Origin of the sequence: Sneathiella sp. (assembly GCF_047631475.1) — a bacterium.
Taxonomy (GTDB): domain Bacteria; phylum Pseudomonadota; class Alphaproteobacteria; order Sneathiellales; family Sneathiellaceae; genus Sneathiella.
In genome coordinates, this window is sequence record NZ_JBLHZT010000009.1 from 1 (window position 1) to 25,600 (window position 25,600).

The window sequence follows — 25,600 nt, forward strand, 5'->3', positions numbered from 1 at the left end:
GGCTGAAAAAATCAGAGAAGCGATCGAGATCTGATCAGGCCTACCAACTCTCCGCTACAATAAGAGCCAGACAATCTGTTTCCAGAAGGATTTGTTCCAGCCGCGAACGCTGCTCAAGTTTGGCAAACTTTCCTTTCAACGCGTGTAATGATCGCGCCGTATATTTCATTGTATCCTGTGTGAAGTGGCTCCCCTTTAAGGTAACCGAAAAGCTGTGTTCTTCTGCTTTCAGGGCCTGTGCATTTGCCGTCGCCCACGGCAGGTATAATTCTCTAACCTGAGAAACGATAAAAGGTTGTAACGTGGATTTGAGACGCTCCCATGGCTCCAGATCTCCCTCCGCTTTGGGGTCCAACATACGATTTATCCAGTCAAGAATGTTAGGGAATGCCGTCATTATTTTTAAAGTGGTCGGTTGCTGTGTACAGCCATACAGCTGGCAGAACAGGCCAAAATCTGCCAGCGTCGGATGCCCACCCAGAACAAATGCCCGGCCTTCTAAATGCTTTTCCAACAATAGAAGCGCCTCTTTCAGCGAGCCTTCGATCAGGTCTTTGTTCTGTTCTGATGATCCGACAAAACTTAACCGTGGCACCATCCTTTTTCGCAACTGATCCGCCAGCTTTTGCCGGTCTTCTTCCGTGGCATTCGGCGCAATATTATCAGCCAGTCCCTTTGAGACTGCAATCTGATCTTCATCCCGCCACCAGCGATAATGGAACATCGGTTTGTTGCCCCATTCATCTGCATATTCTTCAAGCATTGACGAAATAAACGCCATTTCAGGCGAGTCTGGAATAATCGGTTTGTCGGGATGTCTTTCTTCCAGTTTTTCAATAATTGGCGTACTGTCCTGCAACACTGTGCCATCGGGACATTGCACGAGCGGGATTAACGGCAGCTTTGCCAAAGCCTGAAATTCATCAAAATTATCCTGCGTTCGTGGCCGCCATTCATGATCAATGTTCTTATAGCGAAGATAGGATCTTACCTTCACTGAAAAAGGCGAATACTCGGATCCATAGATGATGTATTTATCCTGTTGCATTTGTTTTTCCTTTTTCTTTCAGGCATCCCCATTTTCCAATAGCTTATTAGAATAGTTTTCGGTCTGAAAGTGCAAATTTAATGCAGGATATCGGATTGTTTGATATAAACCGAAAACACCAATTAAAGGAGCCGCAAAGAATGCCAGTATCCGATTATTTTTCAGCGACCTACGCCCAAGCTCGCCAGGCATTTATCGATGCCTGTGAAGCGCGTGGACTTGAAGTCACAAGCCATCTGAATGACCAAGCGAAAGGTGCTGAAGGAGAGGATCTTTACATGGATGTTGCCCGGTTTGGTCGTCCGTCCGCTTCGAAAATATTGTTTTTAAGTTGCGCAACCCATGGCGGCGAAGGATTTTGTGGTTCGGGCATTCAAGTCGGCCTCCTGCAAGAAGGATTTTTTGCAGACCTTCCAGAGGACACCGCTGTTGTCCTGATACATGCCATCAATCCGTATGGGTTTTCACATGTCCGCCGCGTCAATGAACATAATATTGACCTGAACAGGAATTTTCGGGATTACTCCAAGCCCCTGCCGGATAATCAGGCCTACAAAGCCGTACATGATATGGTTCTCCCACTGGATTGGGATGGACCTGCGCGTGCAAATTCAGAAAAGGCTATTGAGGCCTATATTGCTGAAAACGATCTGTTTACTTATCAGTCTGCGGTTTCCGGCGGTCAGCATGTGAATGAACAAGGCATTTTCTATGGCGGAAAGGCGGCTGCCTGGAGCAATATTACCCTTCGTTCCGTGGTGAGCGATCACGCTAAAGGGTGTGAACATGTTGCTATCATTGATTTTCACACGGGCCTAGGACCAAATGGGTATGGTGAACTGATTTATATTGGCGACTCAAGTGGGATTGATCGGGCGAAGGCTTGGTATGATAACGAAATCACTTCCCCTGCGGATGGATCCTCAAGTTCGGCAATTGTCGAAGGAACCATCGACATAGGGTATGCGCAAAGCGCACCAGACGCTGTCCATACGTGTATTGCACTGGAATATGGCACGGTGCCTGTGCTGGATGTTTTGGATGCCCTTCGCGCGGATAACTGGCTTTATATCCACGGCGACATCAATTCTGATCTGGGTAAAAAAATCAAAAAACAGGTCCGTGACGCGTTTTATTGCGATAATGATGAGTGGAAAACCAAAATCTGGCAACGGGGTCATGAAACTGTTTCGAAGGCACTCAAAGGTCTGGCCAGCTCCTAGACTTGCATGCGGCCAACACCGCCGATCCAAATTTTCGACAAAAAAAGGGGCCGTTGGCCCCTTTTTTCATGCTTCATTTTTCAGATCATGTGCTTTCAACTTCAAGCCCTTTATGGGAAAGCTTATCCAGCTTCGGCATCAACGACAGCAGTTCCTGTGAATAAGGTGCCTGTGGGTTCTTAAAGAGAGCTTCGGTCTCTGCAATCTCCACAAGCTGTCCCGTCTTCATCACGCCAACACGATCACACATTTGGCGAATGACAGGCAAATCATGACTGATGAACAGCATCGTCAATCCCAGCTCTTCCTGAAGGTCTTTCAGCAGGTTAAGGATCTGGGCCTGAATAGACACGTCCAATGCAGATGTTGGCTCGTCACAGATTAAGAAACGCGGCCTGGTGGCCAGAGCCCGTGCAATTGAAATCCGTTGACGCTGACCACCTGAAAACTCATGCGGAAAACGTACGGCCGCCTGAGCCCCCAACCCGACATGGTCAAGCAAATCCATAACAATCTGCGCTACCTCCTGATTGGACGAGGCAAGCTTATGAAAACGGATTGGTTCGGCTACAATATCCAGAACCCGCATTCTGCCATTAAGCGAAGAAAAGGGGTCCTGAAAAATCATCTGCATCTGACGGCGATAATAATCTAGTTCTTTTTCCGACTTGATCTTTGTCAGGTCCGTTCCGCCGAACTCGATAGCGCCCGCCGCAGGCTTATATAAACCCGAAATCATGCGGGCAACGGTTGATTTACCACTACCGCTTTCGCCAACAAGTCCGAAAACCTCTCCTTGCTTGATGTCAAAAGACACACCGTCAACAGCATTGAAAGTTTGCCGGTTTTTCTTCAACATCGCCTGTTTGGTCACAAATGTCATGACCAGATCTTTCACCTCGACAAGTGATCCTGAAACAGCATCAAAGTCCCGTGTCTGACCCAACCAGTGAGTGGAAATGTCCAGCAGCTTTTTGCGATCTTCTTCTTTCTCAATGTAATCGACCATCGGGAAACGCTTAAGACGGATGTCTGGCCGCGGAACCGCACTGATCAGGCTTTTCGTGTAAGGATGATCTGGATCACCGAGGATCTTCTCGGTCGTTCCCTCTTCCACAAGGTTACCGCGATACATCACAGCAACCCTGTCTGTAATGTCTGCAATAACACCCATATCATGGGTAATGATCAGCATGCCAACCTGTTTTTCCTGACAAAGCTTGCGCATTAGTTCAAGAATTTGGGCCTGAATGGAAACGTCCAACGCAGTGGTCGGCTCGTCCGCAATAATGACTTCTGGTTCAGCGCATAGTGCCAAAGCAATCACAACGCGCTGACGCATCCCGCCCGAGAACTGATGCGGATAATGTTTGATCCGCTGTTCAGGATTGGGAATACCAACCTGACGCAACAAATCAACAGCCCGTTCTTTTGATTTTTCATTGCCCAGTTGCAAGTGAAGCTCAATGGTTTCCACCAATTGTTGCTCGACCGTCTGCAGCGGATCCAGCGACGTAAGGGGATCCTGAAAAATCATGCCAATACGGCGACCACGGATCTTACGCTTCGCTTCTTCCGACAGGTTGTTAATCTGTTCACCTTTAAGATAAACATTCCCGCCTGACATTCTGCCGGGTGCTTCCAGAAGGCCGATAACCGCGTTACCAATCGTTGACTTTCCGGCACCTGACTCACCTACGACACCAAGAACTTCGCCCGGACGGACAAGAAGACTGACGCCTTTAACAGCCTCAACAGTTCCCCGGCGACTTGGAAATTCGATGTGGAGGTCTTCAATGTTTAACAAATCCATTATACTGCCTCCTTAGCGCAATTTCGGGTTCAGGGCGTCACGAAGCCAGTCACCCAGCAAATTCACCGCCAAAACCAGAATAACCAATGCTGCCCCAGGGAAAATAGTAATCCACCATTCGCCAGAGAACAGATACTCATTCCCGATCCGGATCATCGTCCCCAAGGAAGGTGTCGTTGGCGGTACGCCTACGCCCAGAAATGAAAGTGTTGCTTCCGTAATAATCGCAACAGCCAGATGGATGGTTGCAATCACCATAACCGGCCCCATTACATTCGGTAAAATATGCCGCCGCAAGATCGTGCCAGGGCGAATACCAATGACACGGGCCGCCTGCACATATTCCTTGCCTTTTTCGACAAGGGTTGATCCACGGACCGTTCGGGCATATTGCACCCAGCCAGAAATCCCGATCGCAAAGACCAGAACATACACCGCAACATCCTCGTGCATCTCACTCGGCACAATGCCCCGTGCAACACCGTCAATCAACAGTGCAATCAGAATGGCAGGAAATGAAAGCTGGATATCAGCAATACGCATTATAAAAGCGTCCGTCCGTCCGCCGACATATCCACTTACCAAACCGGCTGTAATACCGATGATCATTGAGAAAACAACAGAGGCAAAGCCAACGAATAACGAAATCCGGGCACCATGCATGATTGTGGAAAGAATATCGCGCCCCTGATCGTCAGTACCTAGAAGAAACCGTGGATCTCCTTCATCGGACCATGACGGGGGAAGGCTGGAATCCATAATATCGATAACAGCAAGGTCAAATGGATCATGCGGCGCCAGAACGGGGGCAAAAGTTGCGCCCAGAATAATAACAAGCGTTACGATCGACGAACAGACAGCAACAGGGCTGGATTTAAAACTATGCCAGACATCGCTGTCCAGGAATCGCTCAAAGCGAGATTTTTCGACTGATTTTTCCATCACACTTACTCGTCGTCAGAACGCAGACGTGGGTCTACGGCATAATAAAGAACATCGACGATCATATTGATCAGAACGAAGAAGAAGGCAATCAACACCAGATAGGCTGCCATGATGGGAATATCCACATCTGCAATCGCCTGAATAAACAGAAGACCCATGCCAGGCCATTGAAACACGCTTTCTGTAATAATAGCGAACGCGATCAGTGAACCCAGCTGCAAACCAGTGATGGTAATAACGGGGACCAGTGTGTTTTTAAGCGCATGCTTGAAATTCACCAGACGATCCGGCAGTCCGCGTGCGCGGGCAAACTTCACAAAATCCGTCCGCAAAACTTCCAGCATTTCGGCCCGGACCAAACGCATAATCAATGTCATCTGGAAGAGGGCAAGCGTGATCGACGGCAAAATAAGTGATTTCAGTCCAGAGGCTGTCAGGAAACCGGTACTCCAGGTTGTGAATTCAATGACGTCACCGCGACCAAAGGTTGGCAGCCACCGAAAAATCACACCGAATACCAGGATCAAAAGAATACCAATAAGGAAGGGCGGTAAAGACACGCCAACCAAGGAAAGGGTCATAATAAACTTTGAAAGGATCCCGTTTCGCTTAAGCGCAGTATACACACCCATTGGAATACCAATCGCAAGGGCGAGAATAGCTGAAACGAATGCTAACTCCAGCGTTGCGGGCATACGGGCGAAAATCAGGTCACTTACAGGCACCTGATATTTGTAAGACCGACCAAAATCACCTTGAACTGCGTTCAAAATGAAATTGCCAAACTGAATAGGCACAGGGTCATTAAGACCGAGCCGTTCGCGAAGTTCGATACGCTCCTGTTCAGAAGTATCCTGACCCACCATATTATTGATTGGGTCACCGACAAACCGAAACATGGAAAAGGCGATGAGTGCCACTGTAAACATTACAATGACAGACTGCATCAATCGCTTAAAAAGGAATGAGACCATGGTTTCTAAAGATTAAATTTACAAATAAATAAAAGGGCCTGCAGAATTTTTGCAGGCCCTCAACGATGCCGTCTTAGTTGACGAGGACATAACGGAAGTCAAGTCCGTTATCAGCGCGCTGATTTACCATCACACGATCGCTTACACCCCAAGACAGAGGCTGCTGATGAAGAGGCAGGTAGCCGACTTCATCTTTAACGATCTGGAACGCTTCTTTGATCATGGCATTCCGTTTTGCCTGATCCGTTTCAGAACCAACTTTCACAGTTAGTTCGTCCACTTTTGCGTTACAGTAGTTACCAAGATTAAAGAGACCAGTTTTGGTTTCTTTATTCTGACAGGAAAGCAATGAAGACAGAACGTTTTCACTGTCCATTGTACCCGGAGTCCAACCCAGCAGGTAGAAGCTTGTATCGAAGCCACCTGTTGCCAGAACTTTACCAAAATACTTGGATTTTGGCTGAGCCAGAAGGTTCACTTTAACACCAACTTTTGCCAGCATGGAAACAGCCGCCTGACAAATTTTCTCGTCATTGACATAGCGGTTGTTTGGGCAATCCATTGTCACTTCAAAACCATCTGGGTAACCCGCTTCAGCGAGCAACGCTTTTGATTTCGCAGGATCATATGCATATGGTGTGTTCAGTTCTGGAACATGACCATTGATCTGTGGGGCAACCATCAGACCTGAAGGCGTCGCTGCACCGCGCATCACTTTTTTCTTGATCGCGTCAAGGTTCAATGCATGGGCAAATGCCTGGCGGACACGAATATCCTTGAACGGGTTTTTGCCTTTGATGTTTGAATACAGAAGCTCATCACGACCCTGATCCATACCCAGGAAGATTGTGCGTGCTTCTGGACCAGCAAGCGCTTTCACGCCTTTTGCTTCGTCAAGACGTTTCCAATCCTGTACTGGGATTGGGTAAACCAGATCCAACTCACCAGAAATCAGAGCAGCAACACGAGTAGCCGCTTCTTTAATTGGCGTGAACTCAACTTTAGTTACGTTGGAAGGAATATCCTGCCAGTAAGCTTCGTTGCGTTCAAATGTTGTTTTGATATCGGCTTTGTGGTCAACAACTTTGAAAGGACCTGTACCATTGGCATTCAGGTTTGCAAAATTGCTGGTGTTGTCTGCGGAAGCACTTGTTGCTTCCATCGCGTTATTGGCTTCGGCCCATTCTTTGTCCATGATCATGATATAAACCAGATCAGCAGTCAGAATTGGGTTTGGCGCAGGCGTTTCAATGATTACTGTATAATCATCAACGATCTCAATGTTTTTGATTTTAGACGCACGGACTTTCTGGTCAGAGCCTTCAGTCAGCGCACGTTTCCATGTGAAAACAACGTCCTGTGCAGTAAAATCGTTACCATTATGGAATTTTACGCCTTTGCGAAGGTTAAATTTCCATTTCGTTGGCTCGACTGTCTCCCATGACTCAGCCAATCCTGGCACAACGCCCAGATTGTCATCATATAGGACAAGGCCTTCATAGATGTTTGTCAGAGTGACAAGCAAAAATGTTTCGTTCAAAGATTGCGGGTCGAGCGAGCTCAGGTTCCCCTGAAATGCATATTTGAATGTTTCGGCTTTAGCAACTGGTGCAGCAAGCGCAATCGCTGCTGCAGCTGCCGCTGCCATTAATCCATGACGCAATTTCATAAAAAGTCTCCCTTTTGACTTTAGTTACATAATTTCTTACCCGGTTATGGGTATTCCTTGCCTTATTTCCCAAGATGTAAGGCAAGATTGATAGCGACAGTAAACAATACGAACCAGCCTGTCTATCCTGACAGGCAATCTTCGTTACTTCGCCAACTCGTCAATCAGCTTATGAATAAACTGTTCAGAGGCTTTTACCTGCGATAGTTCGATATATTCATTTGGCTGATGAGCGATGCCGATTGAACCCGGTCCACAAATCACAGTGGAGAATCCGGCTTCCTGAAATTGTCCGGCTTCAGCAGCATAAGAAACTGCCAAAGTATCATTTTTTCCAGTAATGGATTTACACAGCATCTCGGCTTCACCCTCTTTCTCAGGGGCCAAGGCTGGTGTGGAGGAAATGACCTCGGTGGAAATAGAACATTCCGGATCCACTGCTTTCATTGCAGGTAACAATTCGTTCTCACAATAAGTATTGAACCGGTCAATGAAATCCTGAGGATTGTCTTCCGAAACATAGCGAATATCCCAAACGAATTCACACTCACGGGAAATGATGTTCATTGCTGTTCCACCGTTCATCACACCAACATGCAATGTCGTATAACCCGGAGACGGCGCATAAGCGCTATTCTGATCCGCTTTTGCTTTATTTTCAGCCATCATGTCAGCAATAAAGCTGACAAGCCGCGCGCCTGTCATTACCGCACTCACGCCATCTTCGACAAGACTGGAATGCGCTTCTTTGCCAACGATTTTGGTTTTAAGGCCAACAATCCCTTTGTGGGCTGTCACAATATCCATCATGGTGGGCTCGCCAACAACCACAGCGCGTGGCTTCTTGTTCTGCTTCACAAATTCTTCAATCATGCGAGGCGACCCGAGACAGCCGATTTCTTCGTCATATGACAAAGCGAAGTGAATCGGCTTTTTAATTCCTTTTTCCAGCATTTCAGGCACCAAAGACAACGCTATTGCGGAAAAGCTTTTCATATCAGACGTGCCGCGCCCGTATAATTTTCCGTCCTTTTCGACAACTGTGAACGGATCTGTATCCCAAGGCTGGCCGTCGACAGGAACAACATCCGTGTGCCCGGATAAAACGATACCGCCCTCAACATCCGGCCCGACAGTCGCCAAAAGGTTGGCTTTAGTTCCATCATCATTAAAAATCTTCTGGGACTTAACGCCATATTCCGCCAGATAATCCGCGACATAATCTATGAGATCGAGGTTAGAATTGCGGGAAACCGTATCAAAGCTAATGAGCTTTTCAATCATCTCAATTGGCGTTACTTGGGTAGCCACAGGAGCTCTCCTTTAGAATGTTTGATATCAACTGAAGTTGGGAACTCTATACATGCCAGAGGGGCTGTAAAGACAAAATGACATTCTGATCTCGAAAATATGACATTAATTTGACATAATATAACGGCATTTTTTGTAGTTATTTCAGAACGAAAATTAAAATACCAAATACTATCAAAAGGATACCCGCCGCCTCTGTTTTATTTGTTTTTTCTTTAAAATAAAAATAGGAAATAATAAATGTGAACACCAACTCAATTTGACCAACGGCACGCACATAAGCTGCATTTTGCATGGCCATTGCCGTGAACCAGCCAACCGATCCGGCCATACCTGTAACCCCTACCCAAATTGCAACTTTCCAGGCTTTCATGACGGCCCGCAATTGCCCTTTTTCAAAGAAGACCAGATACACCGTCATGACAACCGTTTGAAACCCCAGAACACAGACCAGCGTCATCGCAGCGCTAATAAACGCATCCTCGCCGGACAATGCCAGGGCACCAGCCCGATAGGCCACCGCAGAGACACCGAAAAAACCACCTGACAAAAGGCCATATAAAGCGGGTTTACCCGTCCAGCCAAGCAAAACCTCCTTTGCTGTCAAATGGGCGCCCGACGCAGAGATCAGTATTATTCCAACAAAACTAATGGCGATTGCTATTACGGCTGCGGTGCTAAGTGCGTCGCCCAGCAGAACCAGTCCAAAAATAGCCGCTTGAACGGTTTCTGTTTTTGAATATGTCGTTCCAACAGCAAAATTCTTCAAGCTGAACAGGGCGACAAGCAAGGCGGTTGCAATGATCTGTGCCAAGCCGCCAATGATCACATATGCGACGAATTCTTCATTAACAGTTGGCAGCGTATATCCACTACCTTTTACAAGAAAAACAATATAAATAAGCGCAAAGGGAAAACCAAAAATAAAGCGGACATACGTTGCGCCGCCTGTACTCAATCGGTCTTTAAGATATTTCTGTAAGGCCGTCCGTATGTTTTGAAAAAACGCGGCACAAACCGTTATCAGTATCCAAGCTTCCATTTGCCCTCACTCACCATAGTTGAACAGGAAGTGAGAACTATTTTGGTGGCATCTGTCAAATGCCACCAATGCATACCCCCTATGCAGAGTTTCCAATGAGGGTGTCATGAGGCAGAATCAGTAATCGCATTCCACATCGCCAAGTTCGACATAGACGCTTTTCATTTCTGTAAAATGATCTAGCGCGGCAGCGCAGTTTTCCCGGCCAATGCCCGATTGTTTACTGCCACCAAATGGAACACCCACCGGTGTCAGATTATAGTTATTAATCCAGCAACTTCCGGCTTTCAACTTCCGCACAACCCGGTGCGCTAAAGACAGGTTTTGGGTAAAAACACCGGCAGCCAGACCAAATTCGGTTTCATTGGCCCGTGCGATTACTTCTTCTTCATCCCGGAACGATAGAACTGACATGACGGGACCAAAAATCTCTTCCCTGCAAATCCGCATATCGTCCTGGGTGGCTGAAAAAACTGCCGGCGAAATGAAGGCGCCGTCTTCGCAACCGGGAACAGTTACTTTTTCGCCGCCGGTGACCAGATACGCCCCTTCCTCGATACCCAATCGGATATATTCCATTACTTTCGCCGCATGTTCAGGATTGATCATTGCCCCCACCTGCGTTGATGGTTCGCGCGGATCACCGATCACCATGGCTTCGGTTCGAACCTTAAGCAATGCGATAAATTCTTCATAAACAGCCTCGTGAACAAACACACGGGTTCCGTTGGAACACACTTCGCCCTGACTGTAAAAGTTGGCATTCATAGCCGCTGACACGGCGTTGTAAAGCTGTGCATCATCAAAAATGATCAAGGGCGATTTGCCGCCCAGTTCCATCGTTACATGCTTTACCGTTCCGGCCGCATCTTCAAGCACTTTGCGTCCAGTGGGCACCGACCCAGTAAAGGAAACCTTGGCAATACCCGGATGGCAAGCCAAATGATGGCCCGTTTTCCCAAAGCCATGCACCACATTAAACACGCCATCGGGCAATCCTGCCTCAGAATAAATTTCGGCCAGTCGCATCGCGTTTGTCGGTGTCAGCTCGGATGGCTTGAAGATCATTGCATTGCCTGCGGCAAGCGCAGGAGCAGATTTCCAGGTCGCAATCTGTAAGGGATAATTCCACGCACCGATGCCGGCGCAAACGCCCAGTGGTTCGCGAATTGTATAAGCAAAAGCGCCTTCTCCCAGATCCAAATGCTCGCCTTTTATATCGGCGGCAAGACCGCCGAAATATTCCAGCGCATCGATGGCACTATCCACATCTGCATAAGGAGTTTCTGAAATTGGTTTTCCCGTATCCAGCACTTCCAGCATGGCAAGTTCATTGCGATTTTTGCGCATAATATCTGCGGCCCGCAGGAGCACCCGTCCCCGCTCGATACCGGGCATCCGGGACCAGGTTTCAAAGGCCGCATGGGCCGATGCAACTGCAATATCGACGTCCTGTTTACCGCCCCGATGTACCCGGGCAAGAACCTCACCCGTCGCAGGGTTGATATTTTCAAAAGTTTCTTCTGTCAGCGCTGAAACACCCTGACCGTTGATATAAAGCGGAATTTCCGCTGGGTTACCCATATCATTTCCTTTTTGGGTTGCCGTCATTTCAATTTGATTTGCCGTATATAAAACATGCTTGAACCAGTGGCACAAGTTTACCCAGAGAATTTATCCTAGTTGAGATTTGCCCAATATGCGGTCAGCGACCCAAAATTGACGCATTGCGCCATCAAAGAAGCGCATGTTTTATATTCAGACGGTGGGATACATCGCTGTGATCAGATTTGGTGTAACAGAGAACGCCATACCATCATACGAATAAACAGCGAGATTATCGTTGAGAACAGTTTCAAGACTGACTTTGCGACCCCAAAGTTCATATAGATGGCTCAAAGTCTTTTCTGCATAGGTTGCTTCGAGTTCCCGGCCATCAAACATATGCTGCAGCTTTAGCGTTCGCGCACCATCGCCATCGCAATCAACAATGGCAATATCGGGTATCGCGCCCAATCCAACACTTTTTACCAACAGATCCCGTACAGGCTTCCAATCCTCGTCAGTTGAAATCTTGGAAACCACCCAATCCGATCCTTCTGTCTTTGCCTCGAACAAATCAAGTTTCTCCATTGTCTGACGGTCCATAAACCGCCGGATGAAAGAGGTATCCCGATCAGTTTCCCGAATTTCGAACATCTTTTGGCGGACATCTGTTGCCTGCGGGTCATCAAAATGGTTACGCGCTTCTCCCAAAATAGTCTCTTCGATCCGGTCCCACAGCGTAAGACCTATATTATAAGGGTTTAGATCACCTGGAATGGGCCGAACGACTTGATTGTGACGGACCAGAAACTCCATATGAATTTCTGCTGGTAGGTCCAGACTATTCATAATCTCCCTGTGCCAGTAACAAGCCCAGCCTTCATTGATAATTTTTGTTTCCATTTGAGGCTGAAAATAAAGGGCCTCTTCATGAACAATTGTAAGCAGGTCTTTCTCCCATTCAGCAAGGCGTGAATTATTGTCCCGCACGAACAGCAAGATATTTTCCTCAGGCTCTAAGGGGTTTTTATGCAGAACAGCTTCGCTGGAGAAGGCGGCGGCCGTCGGGTCGTCTTTTTGTTCTGCAAGCGCTTTCTCGATTTGGTCCTCGGGCGTCCGCCGTTTGATGGCCTGATTGCGCCGGCATTGAAAGGAGAGCGCATGGGCGGCATCCAGAATACGCTCAACCGCCCCCTGCCCGATCGATGGATCTTCAACATATCCACGGATGCGATCTGCATGCGATTTAAACCGGGCAACAACCCGACTTGCCTCTGTATGACGAAATGTAAAATTATTTTTGAAAAAGTCATTATGCCCATAGACATGCGCCATCGTCAGAACCTGCAGGCATTCAGAATTATCCCGCATAAGTCCCGCGATGCATGGGTCGCTGTTTATGACCATTTCATAAGGGATGCCCTGAACGCCATAGTCATAGAGCGTCTTGGTTCTTTCAAATGATTTACCGAATGACCAGTGCGGGTAATGGGAGGGCATACCATGATAGGTCATCATGCCAAGCATCTGCATATGATCGCAGATTTCAAACTCCTGAGGATAGCAGTCCAATCCGAATTCCTCGACCTTTTCAGCTATTCTCTCTTCCCAATCCTGTAAATCCTTTAATGTATACTGACGTGACATCTTAAACCATCCAGCTTAGATATGGGGATTGAAGTCTGACTCGAAATCCTGCGCGCGCTCTCGATCACGAGACAGAAAGGCTTTGAATTTCGGCCAGACATCTGACTTCGCGGTAATGCCGATGGTGGTGAAATTCTCTTCTGTCAATTCATCAAAATGCTGCAGCATTGGTGTCCCCCATGCAATGCCTCCCACCGGCTTTATCTCACCATAGCCAAACAGGTTGCAGCAGGCGCACAGCTCTCTTGCCAAAGCCAGCGTTCGCGGAACATCTTCTTGAAAATTATCACCATCAGAACAATGAAAAGCGTATATATTCCACATAGATGGATCAAATCTATCATGTATGATATCAAGTGCTTTTCGATATCCGGATGAAATCATTGTTCCCCCGGATTCGCCCTTATGAAAAAAATCATCTTCACTGACTTCCTTTGCCTTTGTGTCATGCGCAATAAAGACCAGTTCGGTTTGGCGATATTTTAGGCGGACAAACTGATACAAAAGAAAAAAGAAGCTTCTGGCCAGATACTTTTTCATGACATTCATTGAACCGGATGTATCCATGAGGCAGATGACAACGGCATTGGATTCGTATCTGATATCGGGTTTATGTCGGTGAAACCGAAAATCTTTTGCGCTGAAAGGAAATCGTTTTTCCTCAGCTTCGTCGATTTCTGAGGGTTTCCCCTCCTGATCTGCATTCATCATCTTCTGATGGGCAAATCGGCGCCTTATCCTATTTTTTACTGTGCGTTTTTTGTCAAGATGAGCCCGAATTCCGACACGCTTCGTGCCACTTCGTTTGTGGGTATATTCACTTTCGATAGCACGGAGCGGTTTGCTTTCAAGATCCGGCAGTTCCAGATCCTCAAACATGATTTCAACCAATTCGTCCAGTGTGACATCGGTTTCGTAATAGTCTTCTCCTGGCTGGTCACCGGCTTCACCCTCCGCAGCGTCCCCTTCCTGTTGCACTTTACCAACCTTGTCGCCCGGCTCAGTTCCACCATTGCCTTGGGCCACACGCGGGTTATTCGGCCCATAAACAAACCGGTATTCCTTTATACCTTTGATCGGAATTTTTATAATATTGTCCCCATCACGCCCTATTATGGACTGTTCAGAGATAACATCTGCAATATTCTCCTTCAGCACATCACGTAGTTTTTCGCGATGCCTCTGCCGGTCGCCAGAAGACCGGTCAGATTGCAGGCTGTCCGTCGGAGAATATGGACGAAAAACGGCGCCCATCTTACCCTCCTTAATCTTTCCAAAGATGGTTGGATGCGTATTTCAGAACAACATTGGCCGAAAACTCGTTGTAGCCGCGCTCCAGCATATTCTCGACCAGCGCACTAAACTTCTCTTGCTGTTCTTCATCTCTGGTCCGCGCCTTGGTAATAATTCGGCTAATATCGCGAACCGATTCCATGAGTTTCTTCTCTATGGCTTCTTTCAAAGGCTCATAACTTTTGTAGTTTACCTTTTTACCCCGACGACCGACGGCCCAGAGATATGAAATAACCTCCTGACGGAACCCATCAACGGACGATCCAATGATGGCGATCTGCTCTTCTATGTTTTTAAGGAACCCTTCATCGGGCTGCATTTCCTCTTTGGAACTGTTTTCCTTCAACGTCGTCTTGTTCACATAGGCTTCTGCATGATCAAGATAGTTTTGGAAAAGAGTCTCAGCCTGTTCCTCATAGGCATACACAAACGCCTTGGTGATTTCTTTTTCGAGGATTTCAAGATAGGCCTTATTGATCGTATCCTGTAATAAATCCAGATAATGTTTTCTGACATCATCCGCAAATTCCATATCCTTGACCATACGGATCATAACTTCCCGTATGTGGATCGGCGTAATACCTTCAACTGTATCGGTTAAGGCTGTATCAATGGCTTTCATGATAAAACGCGGCGAAATTCCGCTCATGCCTTCGAACTTGGCATCTTCTTTCAACTCTTCAATGTCGATTTTCTTGGTCCGGCCTTTTTCAATGACTTCCTCGCCATTATACAAATGCATCTTTGTCACAAGGTCGCATTTTGGTGATTTTTCAAGACGACTGAGGATGGCAAACATCGCCGCAATCTTAAGAGTATGCGGGGCAATATGGGATTTAAAGCCAGACCGGCCCAACATTTTTTCGTAAATTTTCACCTCTTCATCAAGACGTAGATTGTAGGGAACCTTGACCGTCACGATCCGGTCCAATATGGCTTCGTTGGTGTGATCAGCCTTAAAGCGGCGCCATTCCGCTTCGTTGGAGTGGGCTAAAATCACACTATCAACATAGATCGTTCCGTGACGGCCGGGTGCCGGCACAAACTTTTCCTGTGTTGCGGTAATAATGGAATGAAGATATTCAGTTTCATTCTTGAAGACCTCGATAAACTCCACAATCCCGCGATTGCCCGCATTAAACGCACCGTTCAGATCCAGAACCCTAGGATCGCCCTCAGAATATTGGTCGAGTTTGGAAATATCTTCAGATCCAATTAGAACGGATGTGTCCTGATTATTAGGATCAACAGGTGGAACAACGGCGATACCCCGCCGATGCATGCGCGAGAACGTACTCGTTGTTACAGGAAAATTCTCATATTTGCCGTCAAATTCATGCTCCAGACGATATCGGCAAACCGGGCAAAGTTCACCCTCAATCTGTACTTCCAGCATTTCATTGAATTTATCCCGAAGCGGTCTAGGGATCAGATGCAACGGCTCTTCGCGGATCGGGCATCCGTCAATCACGTAAATCGGATCTGCATCCGTCAGGCGCTTTTTCAATAGTTCTGAAATTGAGCTTTTGCCTGCGCCGACGGGCCCCATCAGATACAGGACCTGACGGCTTTCCTCCCCTTTCATGGCTGCTGCATGGAAATAACGAACGATTTTCTCAAGTGGCTGCTCGACACCAAAAAATTCATCCTTGAAAAAATTATACATTTTTGGGGGATGATCTCCCCATAGTTTCAAACTGCGAGCACTGTCATCCAGTGCGGCGTCTTCAACCATCCCGGCATCAGAAATCACTTTGTACAAGTGCTTATGAGCGAGGGAATAAATTTCAGGGTTTTTACGGACGAGTTCCAAATATTCAAGAAAAGTTCCGTTCCAGTTTTTACTTTTTCGTGTCTCTTGGTCTTTTCGAATTATCTCCTTAAAATCATTTTTGGTTTTGTCCATCTATTTCACTCCAACTTGAAAATAGCCGGGCCTAGAGCATCATACTTAAAAGGGAAAAATTCATTCGGCCCTTATATTAAAGGTGGTTAATGTAATGGAAAAATCAAGAAAGGAGCGATCAGATAATTTAGCGTAAATGAAGCTTAACGTATTATTCTACAATCGTTATTTTCATAATACTGAAACAAATAAAAAAAGATTTTCCGCTTCGGAAGCGTTTTTTGCAGAAGCCGTAAAACCACAAAGAGCAGGCTGAAATTCCGCCTGCCCTCTGTATTCTACCGCCAGATTTTATGTGTTTCTTACAAGCTATCTCGCAACAGCTCAGCCGCATTTTCCAACTGTTCGTCTGTATGGGACGCGGATACCTGAAACCGCAACCGGGCTTCGCCCTCCGGTACAACAGGAAAACCAAAACCTGTTACAAAAACGCCTTTTTCCAACATTTTTCCTGCGACTTTGATGGCGGTTGCCGTCTGCCCTACGATAACCGGGACAACCGCACTTTCACCATCAAGCGGTGAAAGACCCAGTGCCTTAAGCCGTTCCCGAAACGATGCGGCCTTTTGCTGCAATAACGCGACCTTTTCAGGATGCTGATCGAGAAGCTCTAGCGATTTACAGCCCGCGGCTGCAACGCTCGCAGGTAAAGCATTTGAAAAGAGATGTGGGCGAGACTTCTGGATCAGGCTCTCAGTCACAGATTTTGGCCCTGCGACAAAACCGCCGGTTCCGGCACCCAATGCTTTCCCGAGAGTCCCGGTGAAGATATCAATTTTGTCCAGGACGCCAAAATGTTCCGCAACACCACGCCCAGTTTTTCCCAGCACTCCTAAACCATGGGAGTCGTCCAGTACGATCAAAGCATCAAACTCCTGCGCGAGCTCAACAATTTTATCCAGCTTGGCGATATCCCCTTCCATTGAGAACACCCCGTCCGTCACAATAATTCGCGACGGTGCATCTTTATGCTCAATAAGTTTTTGCTTTAGATCCGCAAGATCGCTGTGCTTGTAAACAGCTTTTACAACCCCCTTTGCTGTGGCGCGAATGCCATCAATCAGGCTTGCATGATTAAGTTCGTCTGACAGAATAACATCTCCGGGAACCGTAATCGCCGAAAACAATCCCGTATTAGCCGCCCAGCAGGACGAATAACTAAGGGACGCTTCGGTACCATGAAAATCAGCAATGGCTTTTTCCAATTGGCGGTGAATGTCCTGTGTCCCGCAAATAAATCTTACAGACGCGGTGCTGGCCCCATATTTATCAAGTGCATCCTTGGCGGCCTGAACCACCTCGGGGTTATTTGCCAACCCCAGATAATCGTTCGAGGATAGAAGAGTTACTTCCCCAAAATTTTCCAGCTCAATCTTTGAGCCAATGGCCCCTTTAATGAATTTGAGATGTTTATAGGTCCCGCTCTCTTCTTCCTTATGAAGGTTAGCTGATAACCTGTCGATTAACGCTTTGCTCATATTACGCCCCTTTAACCGTCCGTTTGAAGTCCAGAACGACTTTTCCACATGCCCCATCATCCATAAGCTGAAAACCTTTTTCATATTCATAGGCCGGCAAAACATGGGTGACGACTTTTTCAATCAAATCCGGATTTTTCAGCATAAAAGCTTCGACCTGAAACCAGGTTTCATACATTCTGCGCCCCGTTACCCCAATGAGACTGATCCCCTTCATTACAACCTTGCCTCCCAAATCCAGCTCCACCGGTCCGCCGGGTATTCCAAGTAGGGCAACCGTTGCGCCCGGTGCAGCAATATCCAACGCAGAATTCAAGGCGCGTCCATTCCCACTGACTTCCAAAACAACATCAGGACCCCGTCCTTCCGTAATATCCAATATCTTGGACGTACAATCCAGATCTCTGGGATTAACCACCAGATCAGGCTTCAAAGACGCTGCGATAGCGGCTCGGGCCTGATTAGGCTCCTGCACAGACACGGTTCGGGCGCCGTGGGCTTTTGCAATGGCGGCCGCAAACAGACCAATCGGACCGCCGCCAACAATCAGAACGTCCTTTGACGTGACTTTGGCGGTTGTCACCATATGCATTGCATTTCCGACAGGATCAAAAACAGCAGCATGTTTATTAGGGATCGCATCTGGCACTTTCCAAAGATTTGTCGCAGGAATTTCAACCTGTTCGGCAAAAGCACCCGGTCGATCGACGCCAATAATCTGGGTTTTTTCGCAAATATGGGCGTTTCCAGTACGGCAAAGCGCACATAAGCCACAAGCGATATGACATTCCGCTGAAACCCGTTCACCAAGAGAAAAACCGGTCACGTCATCGCCGATGGCACTGATAAGGCCAACGAATTCATGGCCAATGGTCATGGGCGTTCGAATGCGTCCGGAAGACCACTGATCCCATCGATAAATATGATAGTCCGTCCCGCAGATACCGGTTGCGATAACATCGACCATCACCATACCACGACCAGGTGCTGGTAAGGGTGGCTGGTCCGAAGACCAGATGCCGGGCTCCGGTTTGGCTTTTGATATCGCAAACATTTCATCTACTCTCTAGTAATTGGATAAAAATCCAGTATAATGGAATTACAGTTTGTACAATATAATGGATTTTTATCCTGTCAATAGGAATTATGGCTCAAAAAATGCTTACCCCCCCAGCCGTCGGCAAAACGATAAACCGGCTTCGCAAAGAGAAACAATTAACCCTCGACCAACTCGCCTCTCTCTGTGGTGTGTCGAAATCCATGTTATCTCAAATAGAGCGCAACGAGACTAATCCTACCCTCGCCATTGTTTGGCGTTTGGCGGAAGCATTAGACCAAACCATTGATGACTTGATCAGGGGGGAGGAAGGATCCGGCAGTCTTTCCATTGTGGCAGGATCTTCGGTTCCCGTTCTGCACGACCCTGACGGTCAGTATAGCCTGACAATCTTAAGCCCGGCCGACCTGGTAAACGATATTGAATGGTACGAACTGCGGCTGGCCCCATCGGGGACACTGGTTTCAGATCCCCATGCCCCGCGGACTATGGAGCATCTGACCGTTCTGGAAGGGGAAATTTCACTGACAACCGGCGAAGAAACTGGTCTTGTCAAGACGGGTGAAACAGCGCGCTACCGAGCGGACCGACCCCATGCGATCAAAAATGCCAGTGACAAGGAAACCCGCGCACTGCTTGTTATGATGATCGGGAAATAGAGCATTCTATTCTGGAAGGATCAGGATCGCTCTGAAATCATTGACATTCGTTCGGGTCGGCCCGGTGAAAATCAAATCGTTTAACGACTGAAAGAAACCATAGGCGTTATGCTGTTTCAGGTATTCGTCAGTCTTTAAACCCAAACGAGCCGCCCGCGCTATCGTATCCGGGCGGCAAATGGCCCCCGCGTTATCTTCCGTACCATCGATACCATCCGTGTCCGCCGCCAAAGCATAAACCGGATGTTCTGATCCAATAGCCTGACAAAAGGCCAGCAGAAACTCTGCGTTCCGACCACCACGTCCCAAGGGACCGATATCATTTGAAACCGTTACCGTTGTTTCGCCGCCGGACAAAATGACACAAGGCTTTTTAACCGGTTCATCATAATCGACAATTTGCCGGACGATCCCCGCCATAACAAGCGCAACATCCCGGGCCTCCCCTTCAATACTATCGCCCAAGATCAGAGGTTCAATACCGTGTTCCCGCGCCGCCTGTGCTGCCGCTTGCAAGGACACTTGCGGGGTCGCAATCATTTTCAGGGATTCCGGATCGAAAGCTGGGTGGGACGCTTCCGGGGGGGCCCCTTTTTCGGCTTCCAAAAATGCCCGAAGCGTTTGTGAAACAGATATCTGATATCCGTCAAGGATCCGCAGCGCCTCCGCACAGGATGTCGTATCGGGAACCGTTGGCCCAGATGCGATAACCGACGGGTCATCTTGCGGTACGTCCGAAATCATGTAGGTCATTACTTTTGCAGGCCAAGCCGCAACTGCAAGACGCCCACCTTTAATCGCGGACAGCTTTTTTCGGACCGTATTTATTTCTGATATCGTCGCCCCTGATTTGAGCAACGCCTTGTTTATCTTCTTCTTTTCGGCGAAATCAATTCCGTCGGAAGGCAGCGACAGAAGCGCTGAACCACCGCCAGAAATCAGGCAGATCAACAAATCATTTTCTGTCAGGGAATGAGCCAGAGCCAAAATCTCGCGCGCCGCGCTCTCTCCCTGCTCGTCAGGGACAGGATGCCCCGCTTCAATGACGCGAATTTTTTTCAGTGGCAAGCCATGCTCATACCGGGTCAAAGCAATACCAGAAACTTTGTCCGGCCACTGCTTTTCAACTTCCGCCGCCATGGAAGCGCCCGCTTTCCCCGCGGCGATAACCACAACTTTGCCTTTTGGTTTCTCTACAGGCGTTAGATCAATTTTTCCTGAAGGCAACGCTGCATCAACCGCTCTATCAAATAACGAGCGAAGAAAGAGGTCCGGATCAATCACTTTTGTCATATTTTGGCAATTCGTCGTTCAATTGGTAATAGTCCCCGGCAGAGCCCACAAATATATGACTCTCAGACCGCAAATGGGTTGGCTCCTGCAAACACCCTGCGGTGAAATTAATAGTATCAGAACCCTTTTCCTGCCAGAACATATTACTTCCGCATTCCGAACAAAAGCCTCGGCGTGCGAATTTTGACGACGCATACCATTTCAACGATGCATCAGAAACAAAGTGAAAACCGTCTAATTGGCATCGAGAATACCCAATGAAATTCCCATGCGCTGTACGGCATTGTTTGCAATGACAAAAAACAACATTGCGAACCGGCGTCTTTACCTCAAACGAAACGCCCCCGCACAGACATCCCCCGCGCGCTTTAATCATGACCGATCTTCCTCACCTATGACTGCTTGCTACCTTCAACGTCTACACGACAATCATTGTAGCAGGCACCAAAGGAAAGGTCAGCCTTGGACGTGGGCGCCAAAGCAGAAACAGTTTGATTATTCGGTGTGGTTTTGAACCAAGATCCCTTGGGTGAATAAATCACGCCTGGACGAACAGCATCTGTTATTTTTAGGGGCAAAAATACTTCACCCAAATCATTGAACACGCGCACAGTGCGCCCCGATGTCAAATTCCGGGCGGCGGCGTCTTCAGGATGCATTTCAACGAACGGAACGTCCGCATTCTGGTCAACACCGCCGAAAGTCGAGTTCGTCAACTTATTGGATGAAGGCGTTACAAGGCTGAGCGGATATGTCGTTTCCAGTGGGTTGTAAACCGGGACTGGTTGTCCAAACTGCTCTTCCAGTTGAGGAGATCTGAATTCAATTTTTCCAGAAGGTGTTTGCGGGAAAGTATTTTTAAAAACAATCACCTGCCCAACATCAGATTCCATCGACAACGCTTTTCCTACAGGAATTTCACTTGGCTTACATCCGCCAAGCCGAGGATCTTCAGGATCCAGCGCGTCGTCCATCAGCTGTTTATCTGACGCTTTAAAAAGATCGTCGGTAAATCCAAAACGCGCAGCAAGCCGCCTGAAAATTTCAGTGTTCGGGAGAGACTGGCCCACAGGCTTAATCGCAGCTTCTGCCCGTTGGACATAGGGTTGGCCATATGCACAAAAAATATCATCATGTTCAAAATGGGTCGCCGCAGGTAAAATAATATCCGCATATTGCATACTATCTGTCATCGCCACATCGCAACCAACGACAAAAATATCCTCGCGAGACAACCCTTTTTTCATGGCATTCTGATCCGGTGAAACAATCACGGGATTATGGTTGTAGATAAAAATCCCTTTCAGCGGAATGTCCAGATCATCCTCTGCCAGATGCCGTCCGATATCGATAATATTCAAGCTCCGTGTCCCCTCAGGAACAAGGTCGGGACGCACCAATTTAGAAGAAGTTTTAGGAAACAGATTTCCTGCACCGCCGATAACGCCACCACCAAGCAGACCAAACTTGTTACAGAAAGAGGGCAGCGCGTAAATCGCTCGGATGCTGTTCCCGCCGTTCTGGTTTCTCTCAATGCCATTGCCTACCGAAATCGCAGCAGGACTAGCATCTTTATAAAGCCTCGCCAGCAGTTTAATATCCTCTTCGGCCACCCCGCATAACGCACTTGCCTCATGCAGATCACGCTTGCGCGCCTCGGCCATAACATCTTCAAATCCCTGAACATGTTCTTCTATGAACCGGTGATCAAAGGCTCCCAGTTTTTCCAGCTCCAGCAACAGGGCAAACACAAGAATAATGTCCATACCCGGTTTGACGGGAAGATACAGATCCGCCTGCTCAGCAATCTTGATTTTCTTTGGATCGATAACAACCAGTTTCGCACCTTGCGCTTTTGCTTTCTTGATAAGCGGCGCCAAATGAAGATTGGAAAAAGTTACATTATTTCCCCAAACAATGATCAGCTTTGAATGCACGATTTGCTCAGGCTGCATAGACGCCATGGCACCAAATGTTCCCTTGAATGCAGAATTTTTTACGCCTCCGCAAAGCGGGCTTCTCATCAGCAGGCTTGCACCCAATTTGTGAAAGAAACGCAAGTCCATTGACCCACCGGCGAGCATACCGTGGGGCCCCGCATAATTTAGCGGAGTGATCGCCTGCGGGCCGTGCTCGTTAATAATACGCGAGAAACCTTCGAAAACCGCATCCAACGCCTGATCCCATGAAATTGGTTCAAACGCACCCGTACCTTTCGGTCCGGTCCGCCGCAACGGGGTCGTCAGCCGATTGCCCCCATGCACGAAATCAGGATATGAACTGGACACCTTGTTACAAATCACCCCATTAGTCAGGGGATTGGCTTTCGATCCCCGAACTTTCGCTATTTTACCGTCAGACACAGTCACCGTTAAACTACAGGTATCGGGACAGTCCAAGGGGCATACGCTCGCAACTTCAGCAGACATGGCTTCACTCCATCATAAATCTCAGGGTTTATAATGTCGCAAAACCAGTCCCTTCAAAAGAGCCATTAATTAAAGTCCAAAGGTACCAATTCTAGAAAAAGCGGTTCGCGCGATAGGGCCACAGGGGCAGGCTGTCCCGGTTCCCAAGCACGATGTCCCGAACCAACCTGCCCGTGGTCGGCCCCAGGGTCATTCCATAATGCTGATGCCCGAACGCGAAAGTCACGCGGTTACTTCTTGGGGACGGACCGATAACAGGCAAACTATCTGGGAGCGAAGGTCGGTATCCAAGCCAGACATCCTGTTCTTTGCCATCCAGCGACGGTAGCATTTTCTGGGCTAAGGGGACCAATTTCCGAATGCGCCGATAATCAGGGCCAGCCTCAAGTCCTGCAAACTCCACCTGACTTGTCATCCGAACACCCATTTCCATCGGGGCAAGAACGAACGATTTTTCGCCATAAACGATGGGCCGCTGGATCGTTGGACCGTCCGGGGTCTGGAACATCAGGTGATATCCGCGCTCTGTATCCAACGGAATATCCGCTCCAAATTGTCCAGCCAGATTTTTTGACCACGCACCCGTGCACAGAACGAGCCGATCCGCCTCAATTTTGTGGCTTTGGCCGGTTGCAACCAGTCCCTGTTCATTTTCAGTAATCTGCTGAATTTCCGAGATCACAATATTCCCGCCGATTTTGGTAAAGGCATCCGCAATCCCTTTGACCATTTTTTCAGGGTTGAGCAGAAAGCGGGCACTGCGTTGAAAAAGACCGTATTTGAAAATGCGATTTAGTCCAGGTTCCAGATCATACAGTTCGGATTGAGACAGAATTTCATAGTCAGTATCATGCGCATCCATAATAGCGCGGGCATCACGTGTGCCTTCAAATCCTTCGTCGCTGTCATAAACTTTCAACCAGCCCACTTCCTTCACCAGGTCAGAAAGTCCAGCAGCCTCGCTGATCCATTGCCAGTCTGCTGCGGCTGTCTCGCTTAACCGGCGTAAAGCGGCTGCATTATGTGCCACGCGTTCCATACGGCCTTCCGCCAAAAAACGGAACAACCAAGGCGCGATTTTATGAAGATAAGACCAGCGTAGAGTCAGCGGACCAGTTGTGTCCAGTAACATGGACGGCACAGATTTCCACAAACCTGGAAGTGAATTGGGCACGCTGCATTTATCAACGATAGCCCCGGCATTCCCATAAGACGTTCCTGCGCAGGGGCCCTTTCTATCAACCAACGTCACTTGCAGGCCTGCATTTTGCAGTAAATACGCGGTACTGACACCCACAATTCCCGCCCCAACAACGAGAACATCACATCTAGAAGAACCTGACACCTGCGCCTCCTAATAAAGCACTAAACAACATTCATAACTGCAACCGACCCATGGTCATTTTTTTCTTGGCCCACTCATTATTCAAGAGTAGCCTGTTCAATTATGCACCATAAACGAACCTTGGCGAGCTATACAAAGAATGATTTCGTAAAACGCCCTGTCGCGCTTCGGGTTTATGACCTCGTGGAAACGGGTATCGATTTTGAAGCCCATCATCACAAATGGGGACAGCTCGCCTATACAGCAAAAGGTGTTGCGCTTGTGCAGACCGAGCAAGGCAGATGGCTTGTACCACCAGGGCATGCTGTTTGGATCCCAGCAGAAAAAACACACAGTATTAACATCAATGCCGCTGCCAAGTTTTTTGTTCTTCATATAGACGCAGACAAAACAGAAAACATGCCGCCCGACTGCTGCGTTTTAGAGGTCTCCCCCTTACTCGCGTCTCTTATCTCTCACGCAGAGGGTTTCCCGGCGAAATATGAACCTGAAACTCCAGAAAGCAGGATTATGGCCGTCATTCTGGACCAAATGCAAAGCGCTAAAACAGCGCCGTTGCTTCTGCCCTTGCCCACGGATGACCGTTTAGTGAAACTTGTTTCCATTTTGATGAACGATCCAGCAGACACACGCGATTTGCAAGATCTGTCCAGGTCGATCGGAACCAGCGCCCGAAATCTGACCCGCCTCTTTAAAAAAGAGACCGGCATGACCTTTGGAAAATGGCGACAGCAACGCCGGATCATGGCCGCCATAGAACTGCTCGCGGAAGATAGAACAGTAACCGAAGTTGCACTGGACATGGGCTATGAAAGTGTCAGCGCGTTTATTTCCGTATTCAAGCAGATTATTGGCGTAACTCCTTCCCGGTATTTTAAAAATGTAACCAACGAATAGAGCCGAAAAATAAGAGAATAACAAAA

The 25,600-nt window shown here is 47.9% G+C and carries 20 protein-coding genes; 3 read left to right on the forward strand and 17 right to left on the reverse strand.

Annotated features, from left to right (window positions below):
* Positions 1-40: 40 nt before the first annotated feature.
* Positions 41-1,048 carry a glutathione S-transferase family protein gene (locus tag ACJAYR_RS05415; RefSeq protein WP_415235652.1) on the reverse strand — a complete coding sequence of 336 codons (1,008 nt, stop codon included), beginning with the start codon at positions 1,046-1,048 and terminating at the stop codon, positions 41-43.
* Between the two features lie 140 nt (positions 1,049-1,188).
* Here ACJAYR_RS05415 and ACJAYR_RS05420 point away from each other — a divergent pair, with 140 nt between their 5' ends.
* Entirely contained in the window at positions 1,189-2,271 is a 1,083-nt protein-coding gene (locus ACJAYR_RS05420) for a M14 family metallopeptidase (RefSeq protein ID WP_415235653.1), read from the forward strand.
* An 85-nt stretch (positions 2,272-2,356) separates the two neighbouring features.
* On the opposite strand, the gene ACJAYR_RS05425 is transcribed toward ACJAYR_RS05420, so the two are convergent.
* The 12 genes from ACJAYR_RS05425 to tdh all read right to left on the reverse strand — a co-directional run bounded on the left by ACJAYR_RS05425 (position 2,357) and on the right by tdh (position 18,948).
* Complete coding sequence (locus tag ACJAYR_RS05425) at positions 2,357-4,084, reverse strand: ABC transporter ATP-binding protein (RefSeq protein ID WP_415235654.1); 1,728 nt, start codon at positions 4,082-4,084, stop codon at positions 2,357-2,359.
* 12 nt (positions 4,085-4,096) lie between these two features.
* Positions 4,097-5,026 (reverse strand): ABC transporter permease, encoded by a 930-nt coding sequence (locus tag ACJAYR_RS05430; protein WP_415235655.1) that lies wholly within the window; start codon positions 5,024-5,026, stop codon positions 4,097-4,099.
* 5 nt (positions 5,027-5,031) lie between these two features.
* On the reverse strand, positions 5,032-6,003 hold the full coding sequence (locus tag ACJAYR_RS05435; protein WP_169545915.1) for an ABC transporter permease: 972 nt from the start codon (positions 6,001-6,003) through the stop codon (positions 5,032-5,034).
* A 73-nt stretch (positions 6,004-6,076) separates the two neighbouring features.
* The gene (locus tag ACJAYR_RS05440) at positions 6,077-7,672 is read right to left on the reverse strand and encodes an ABC transporter substrate-binding protein (RefSeq protein ID WP_415235656.1); all 1,596 of its coding nucleotides are present in this window, start codon (positions 7,670-7,672) and stop codon (positions 6,077-6,079) included.
* 144 nt (positions 7,673-7,816) lie between these two features.
* Entirely contained in the window at positions 7,817-8,983 is a 1,167-nt protein-coding gene (gene argE / locus ACJAYR_RS05445) for an acetylornithine deacetylase (RefSeq protein WP_415235657.1), read from the reverse strand.
* A 139-nt stretch (positions 8,984-9,122) separates the two neighbouring features.
* Entirely contained in the window at positions 9,123-10,025 is a 903-nt protein-coding gene (locus ACJAYR_RS05450) for an EamA family transporter (RefSeq protein WP_415235658.1), read from the reverse strand.
* Positions 10,026-10,142: 117 nt separating this feature from the next.
* Positions 10,143-11,609, reverse strand: coding sequence for a betaine-aldehyde dehydrogenase (betB, locus tag ACJAYR_RS05455; protein ID WP_415235659.1), 1,467 nt, complete (start codon positions 11,607-11,609; stop codon positions 10,143-10,145).
* A 174-nt stretch (positions 11,610-11,783) separates the two neighbouring features.
* On the reverse strand, positions 11,784-13,217 hold the full coding sequence (locus ACJAYR_RS05460) for a SpoVR family protein (protein WP_415235660.1): 1,434 nt from the start codon (positions 13,215-13,217) through the stop codon (positions 11,784-11,786).
* Positions 13,218-13,232: 15 nt separating this feature from the next.
* Positions 13,233-14,471 (reverse strand): YeaH/YhbH family protein, encoded by a 1,239-nt coding sequence (locus ACJAYR_RS05465; protein ID WP_415235661.1) that lies wholly within the window; start codon positions 14,469-14,471, stop codon positions 13,233-13,235.
* 10 nt (positions 14,472-14,481) lie between these two features.
* A complete protein-coding gene (locus tag ACJAYR_RS05470; RefSeq protein ID WP_415235662.1) occupies positions 14,482-16,416 on the reverse strand; it encodes a serine protein kinase in 1,935 nt (644 codons plus the stop codon).
* Between the two features lie 302 nt (positions 16,417-16,718).
* Positions 16,719-17,894: a glycine C-acetyltransferase gene (locus ACJAYR_RS05475; RefSeq protein WP_415235663.1), complete on the reverse strand. Its 1,176-nt coding sequence runs from the start codon at positions 17,892-17,894 to the stop codon at positions 16,719-16,721.
* 1 nt (position 17,895) lies between these two features.
* Complete coding sequence (tdh, locus tag ACJAYR_RS05480; RefSeq protein ID WP_415235664.1) at positions 17,896-18,948, reverse strand: L-threonine 3-dehydrogenase; 1,053 nt, start codon at positions 18,946-18,948, stop codon at positions 17,896-17,898.
* 104 nt (positions 18,949-19,052) lie between these two features.
* Between tdh and ACJAYR_RS05485 the strand changes: the two genes are divergently transcribed.
* Positions 19,053-19,610 (forward strand): helix-turn-helix domain-containing protein, encoded by a 558-nt coding sequence (locus tag ACJAYR_RS05485; protein ID WP_415235665.1) that lies wholly within the window; start codon positions 19,053-19,055, stop codon positions 19,608-19,610.
* A gap of 6 nt (positions 19,611-19,616) precedes the next feature.
* On the opposite strand, the gene ACJAYR_RS05490 is transcribed toward ACJAYR_RS05485, so the two are convergent.
* The 4 genes from ACJAYR_RS05490 to ACJAYR_RS05505 all read right to left on the reverse strand — a co-directional run bounded on the left by ACJAYR_RS05490 (position 19,617) and on the right by ACJAYR_RS05505 (position 24,677).
* A complete protein-coding gene (locus ACJAYR_RS05490) occupies positions 19,617-20,903 on the reverse strand; it encodes a glycerate kinase type-2 family protein (RefSeq protein ID WP_415235666.1) in 1,287 nt (428 codons plus the stop codon).
* Positions 20,887-21,279 (reverse strand): GFA family protein, encoded by a 393-nt coding sequence (locus ACJAYR_RS05495; RefSeq protein WP_415235667.1) that lies wholly within the window; start codon positions 21,277-21,279, stop codon positions 20,887-20,889. The genes ACJAYR_RS05490 and ACJAYR_RS05495 overlap by 17 nt, the downstream gene beginning before the upstream one ends.
* 16 nt (positions 21,280-21,295) lie before the next feature.
* A complete protein-coding gene (locus tag ACJAYR_RS05500; protein ID WP_415235668.1) occupies positions 21,296-23,332 on the reverse strand; it encodes a molybdopterin-dependent oxidoreductase in 2,037 nt (678 codons plus the stop codon).
* Positions 23,333-23,423: 91 nt separating this feature from the next.
* Positions 23,424-24,677 carry an NAD(P)/FAD-dependent oxidoreductase gene (locus ACJAYR_RS05505; RefSeq protein WP_415235669.1) on the reverse strand — a complete coding sequence of 418 codons (1,254 nt, stop codon included), beginning with the start codon at positions 24,675-24,677 and terminating at the stop codon, positions 23,424-23,426.
* 102 nt (positions 24,678-24,779) lie between these two features.
* On the opposite strand from ACJAYR_RS05505, the gene ACJAYR_RS05510 reads away from it, so the two are divergent.
* Positions 24,780-25,574 carry an AraC family transcriptional regulator gene (locus tag ACJAYR_RS05510; RefSeq protein ID WP_415235670.1) on the forward strand — a complete coding sequence of 265 codons (795 nt, stop codon included), beginning with the start codon at positions 24,780-24,782 and terminating at the stop codon, positions 25,572-25,574.
* Positions 25,575-25,600 lie beyond the last annotated feature (26 nt).

Bases quoted from the DNA above. Each gene is read 5' to 3' on its own strand.
- ACJAYR_RS05415 (WP_415235652.1), bottom strand. From the start codon at position 1,048: ATGCAACAGGATAAATACATCATCTATGGATCCGAGTATTCGCCTTTT.
- ACJAYR_RS05420 (WP_415235653.1), top strand. From the start codon at position 1,189: ATGCCAGTATCCGATTATTTTTCAGCGACCTACGCCCAAGCTCGCCAG.
- ACJAYR_RS05425 (WP_415235654.1), bottom strand. From the start codon at position 4,084: ATGGATTTGTTAAACATTGAAGACCTCCACATCGAATTTCCAAGTCGC.
- ACJAYR_RS05430 (WP_415235655.1), bottom strand. From the start codon at position 5,026: ATGGAAAAATCAGTCGAAAAATCTCGCTTTGAGCGATTCCTGGACAGC.
- ACJAYR_RS05435 (WP_169545915.1), bottom strand. From the start codon at position 6,003: ATGGTCTCATTCCTTTTTAAGCGATTGATGCAGTCTGTCATTGTAATG.
- ACJAYR_RS05440 (WP_415235656.1), bottom strand. From the start codon at position 7,672: ATGAAATTGCGTCATGGATTAATGGCAGCGGCAGCTGCAGCAGCGATT.
- ACJAYR_RS05450 (WP_415235658.1), bottom strand. From the start codon at position 10,025: ATGGAAGCTTGGATACTGATAACGGTTTGTGCCGCGTTTTTTCAAAAC.
- betB (WP_415235659.1), bottom strand. From the start codon at position 11,609: ATGGGTAACCCAGCGGAAATTCCGCTTTATATCAACGGTCAGGGTGTT.
- ACJAYR_RS05460 (WP_415235660.1), bottom strand. From the start codon at position 13,217: ATGTCACGTCAGTATACATTAAAGGATTTACAGGATTGGGAAGAGAGA.
- ACJAYR_RS05465 (WP_415235661.1), bottom strand. From the start codon at position 14,471: ATGGGCGCCGTTTTTCGTCCATATTCTCCGACGGACAGCCTGCAATCT.
- ACJAYR_RS05470 (WP_415235662.1), bottom strand. From the start codon at position 16,416: ATGGACAAAACCAAAAATGATTTTAAGGAGATAATTCGAAAAGACCAA.
- ACJAYR_RS05475 (WP_415235663.1), bottom strand. From the start codon at position 17,894: ATGAGCAAAGCGTTAATCGACAGGTTATCAGCTAACCTTCATAAGGAA.
- tdh (WP_415235664.1), bottom strand. From the start codon at position 18,948: ATGTTTGCGATATCAAAAGCCAAACCGGAGCCCGGCATCTGGTCTTCG.
- ACJAYR_RS05485 (WP_415235665.1), top strand. From the start codon at position 19,053: ATGCTTACCCCCCCAGCCGTCGGCAAAACGATAAACCGGCTTCGCAAA.
- ACJAYR_RS05490 (WP_415235666.1), bottom strand. From the start codon at position 20,903: ATGACAAAAGTGATTGATCCGGACCTCTTTCTTCGCTCGTTATTTGAT.
- ACJAYR_RS05495 (WP_415235667.1), bottom strand. From the start codon at position 21,279: ATGATTAAAGCGCGCGGGGGATGTCTGTGCGGGGGCGTTTCGTTTGAG.
- ACJAYR_RS05500 (WP_415235668.1), bottom strand. From the start codon at position 23,332: ATGTCTGCTGAAGTTGCGAGCGTATGCCCCTTGGACTGTCCCGATACC.
- ACJAYR_RS05510 (WP_415235670.1), top strand. From the start codon at position 24,780: ATGCACCATAAACGAACCTTGGCGAGCTATACAAAGAATGATTTCGTA.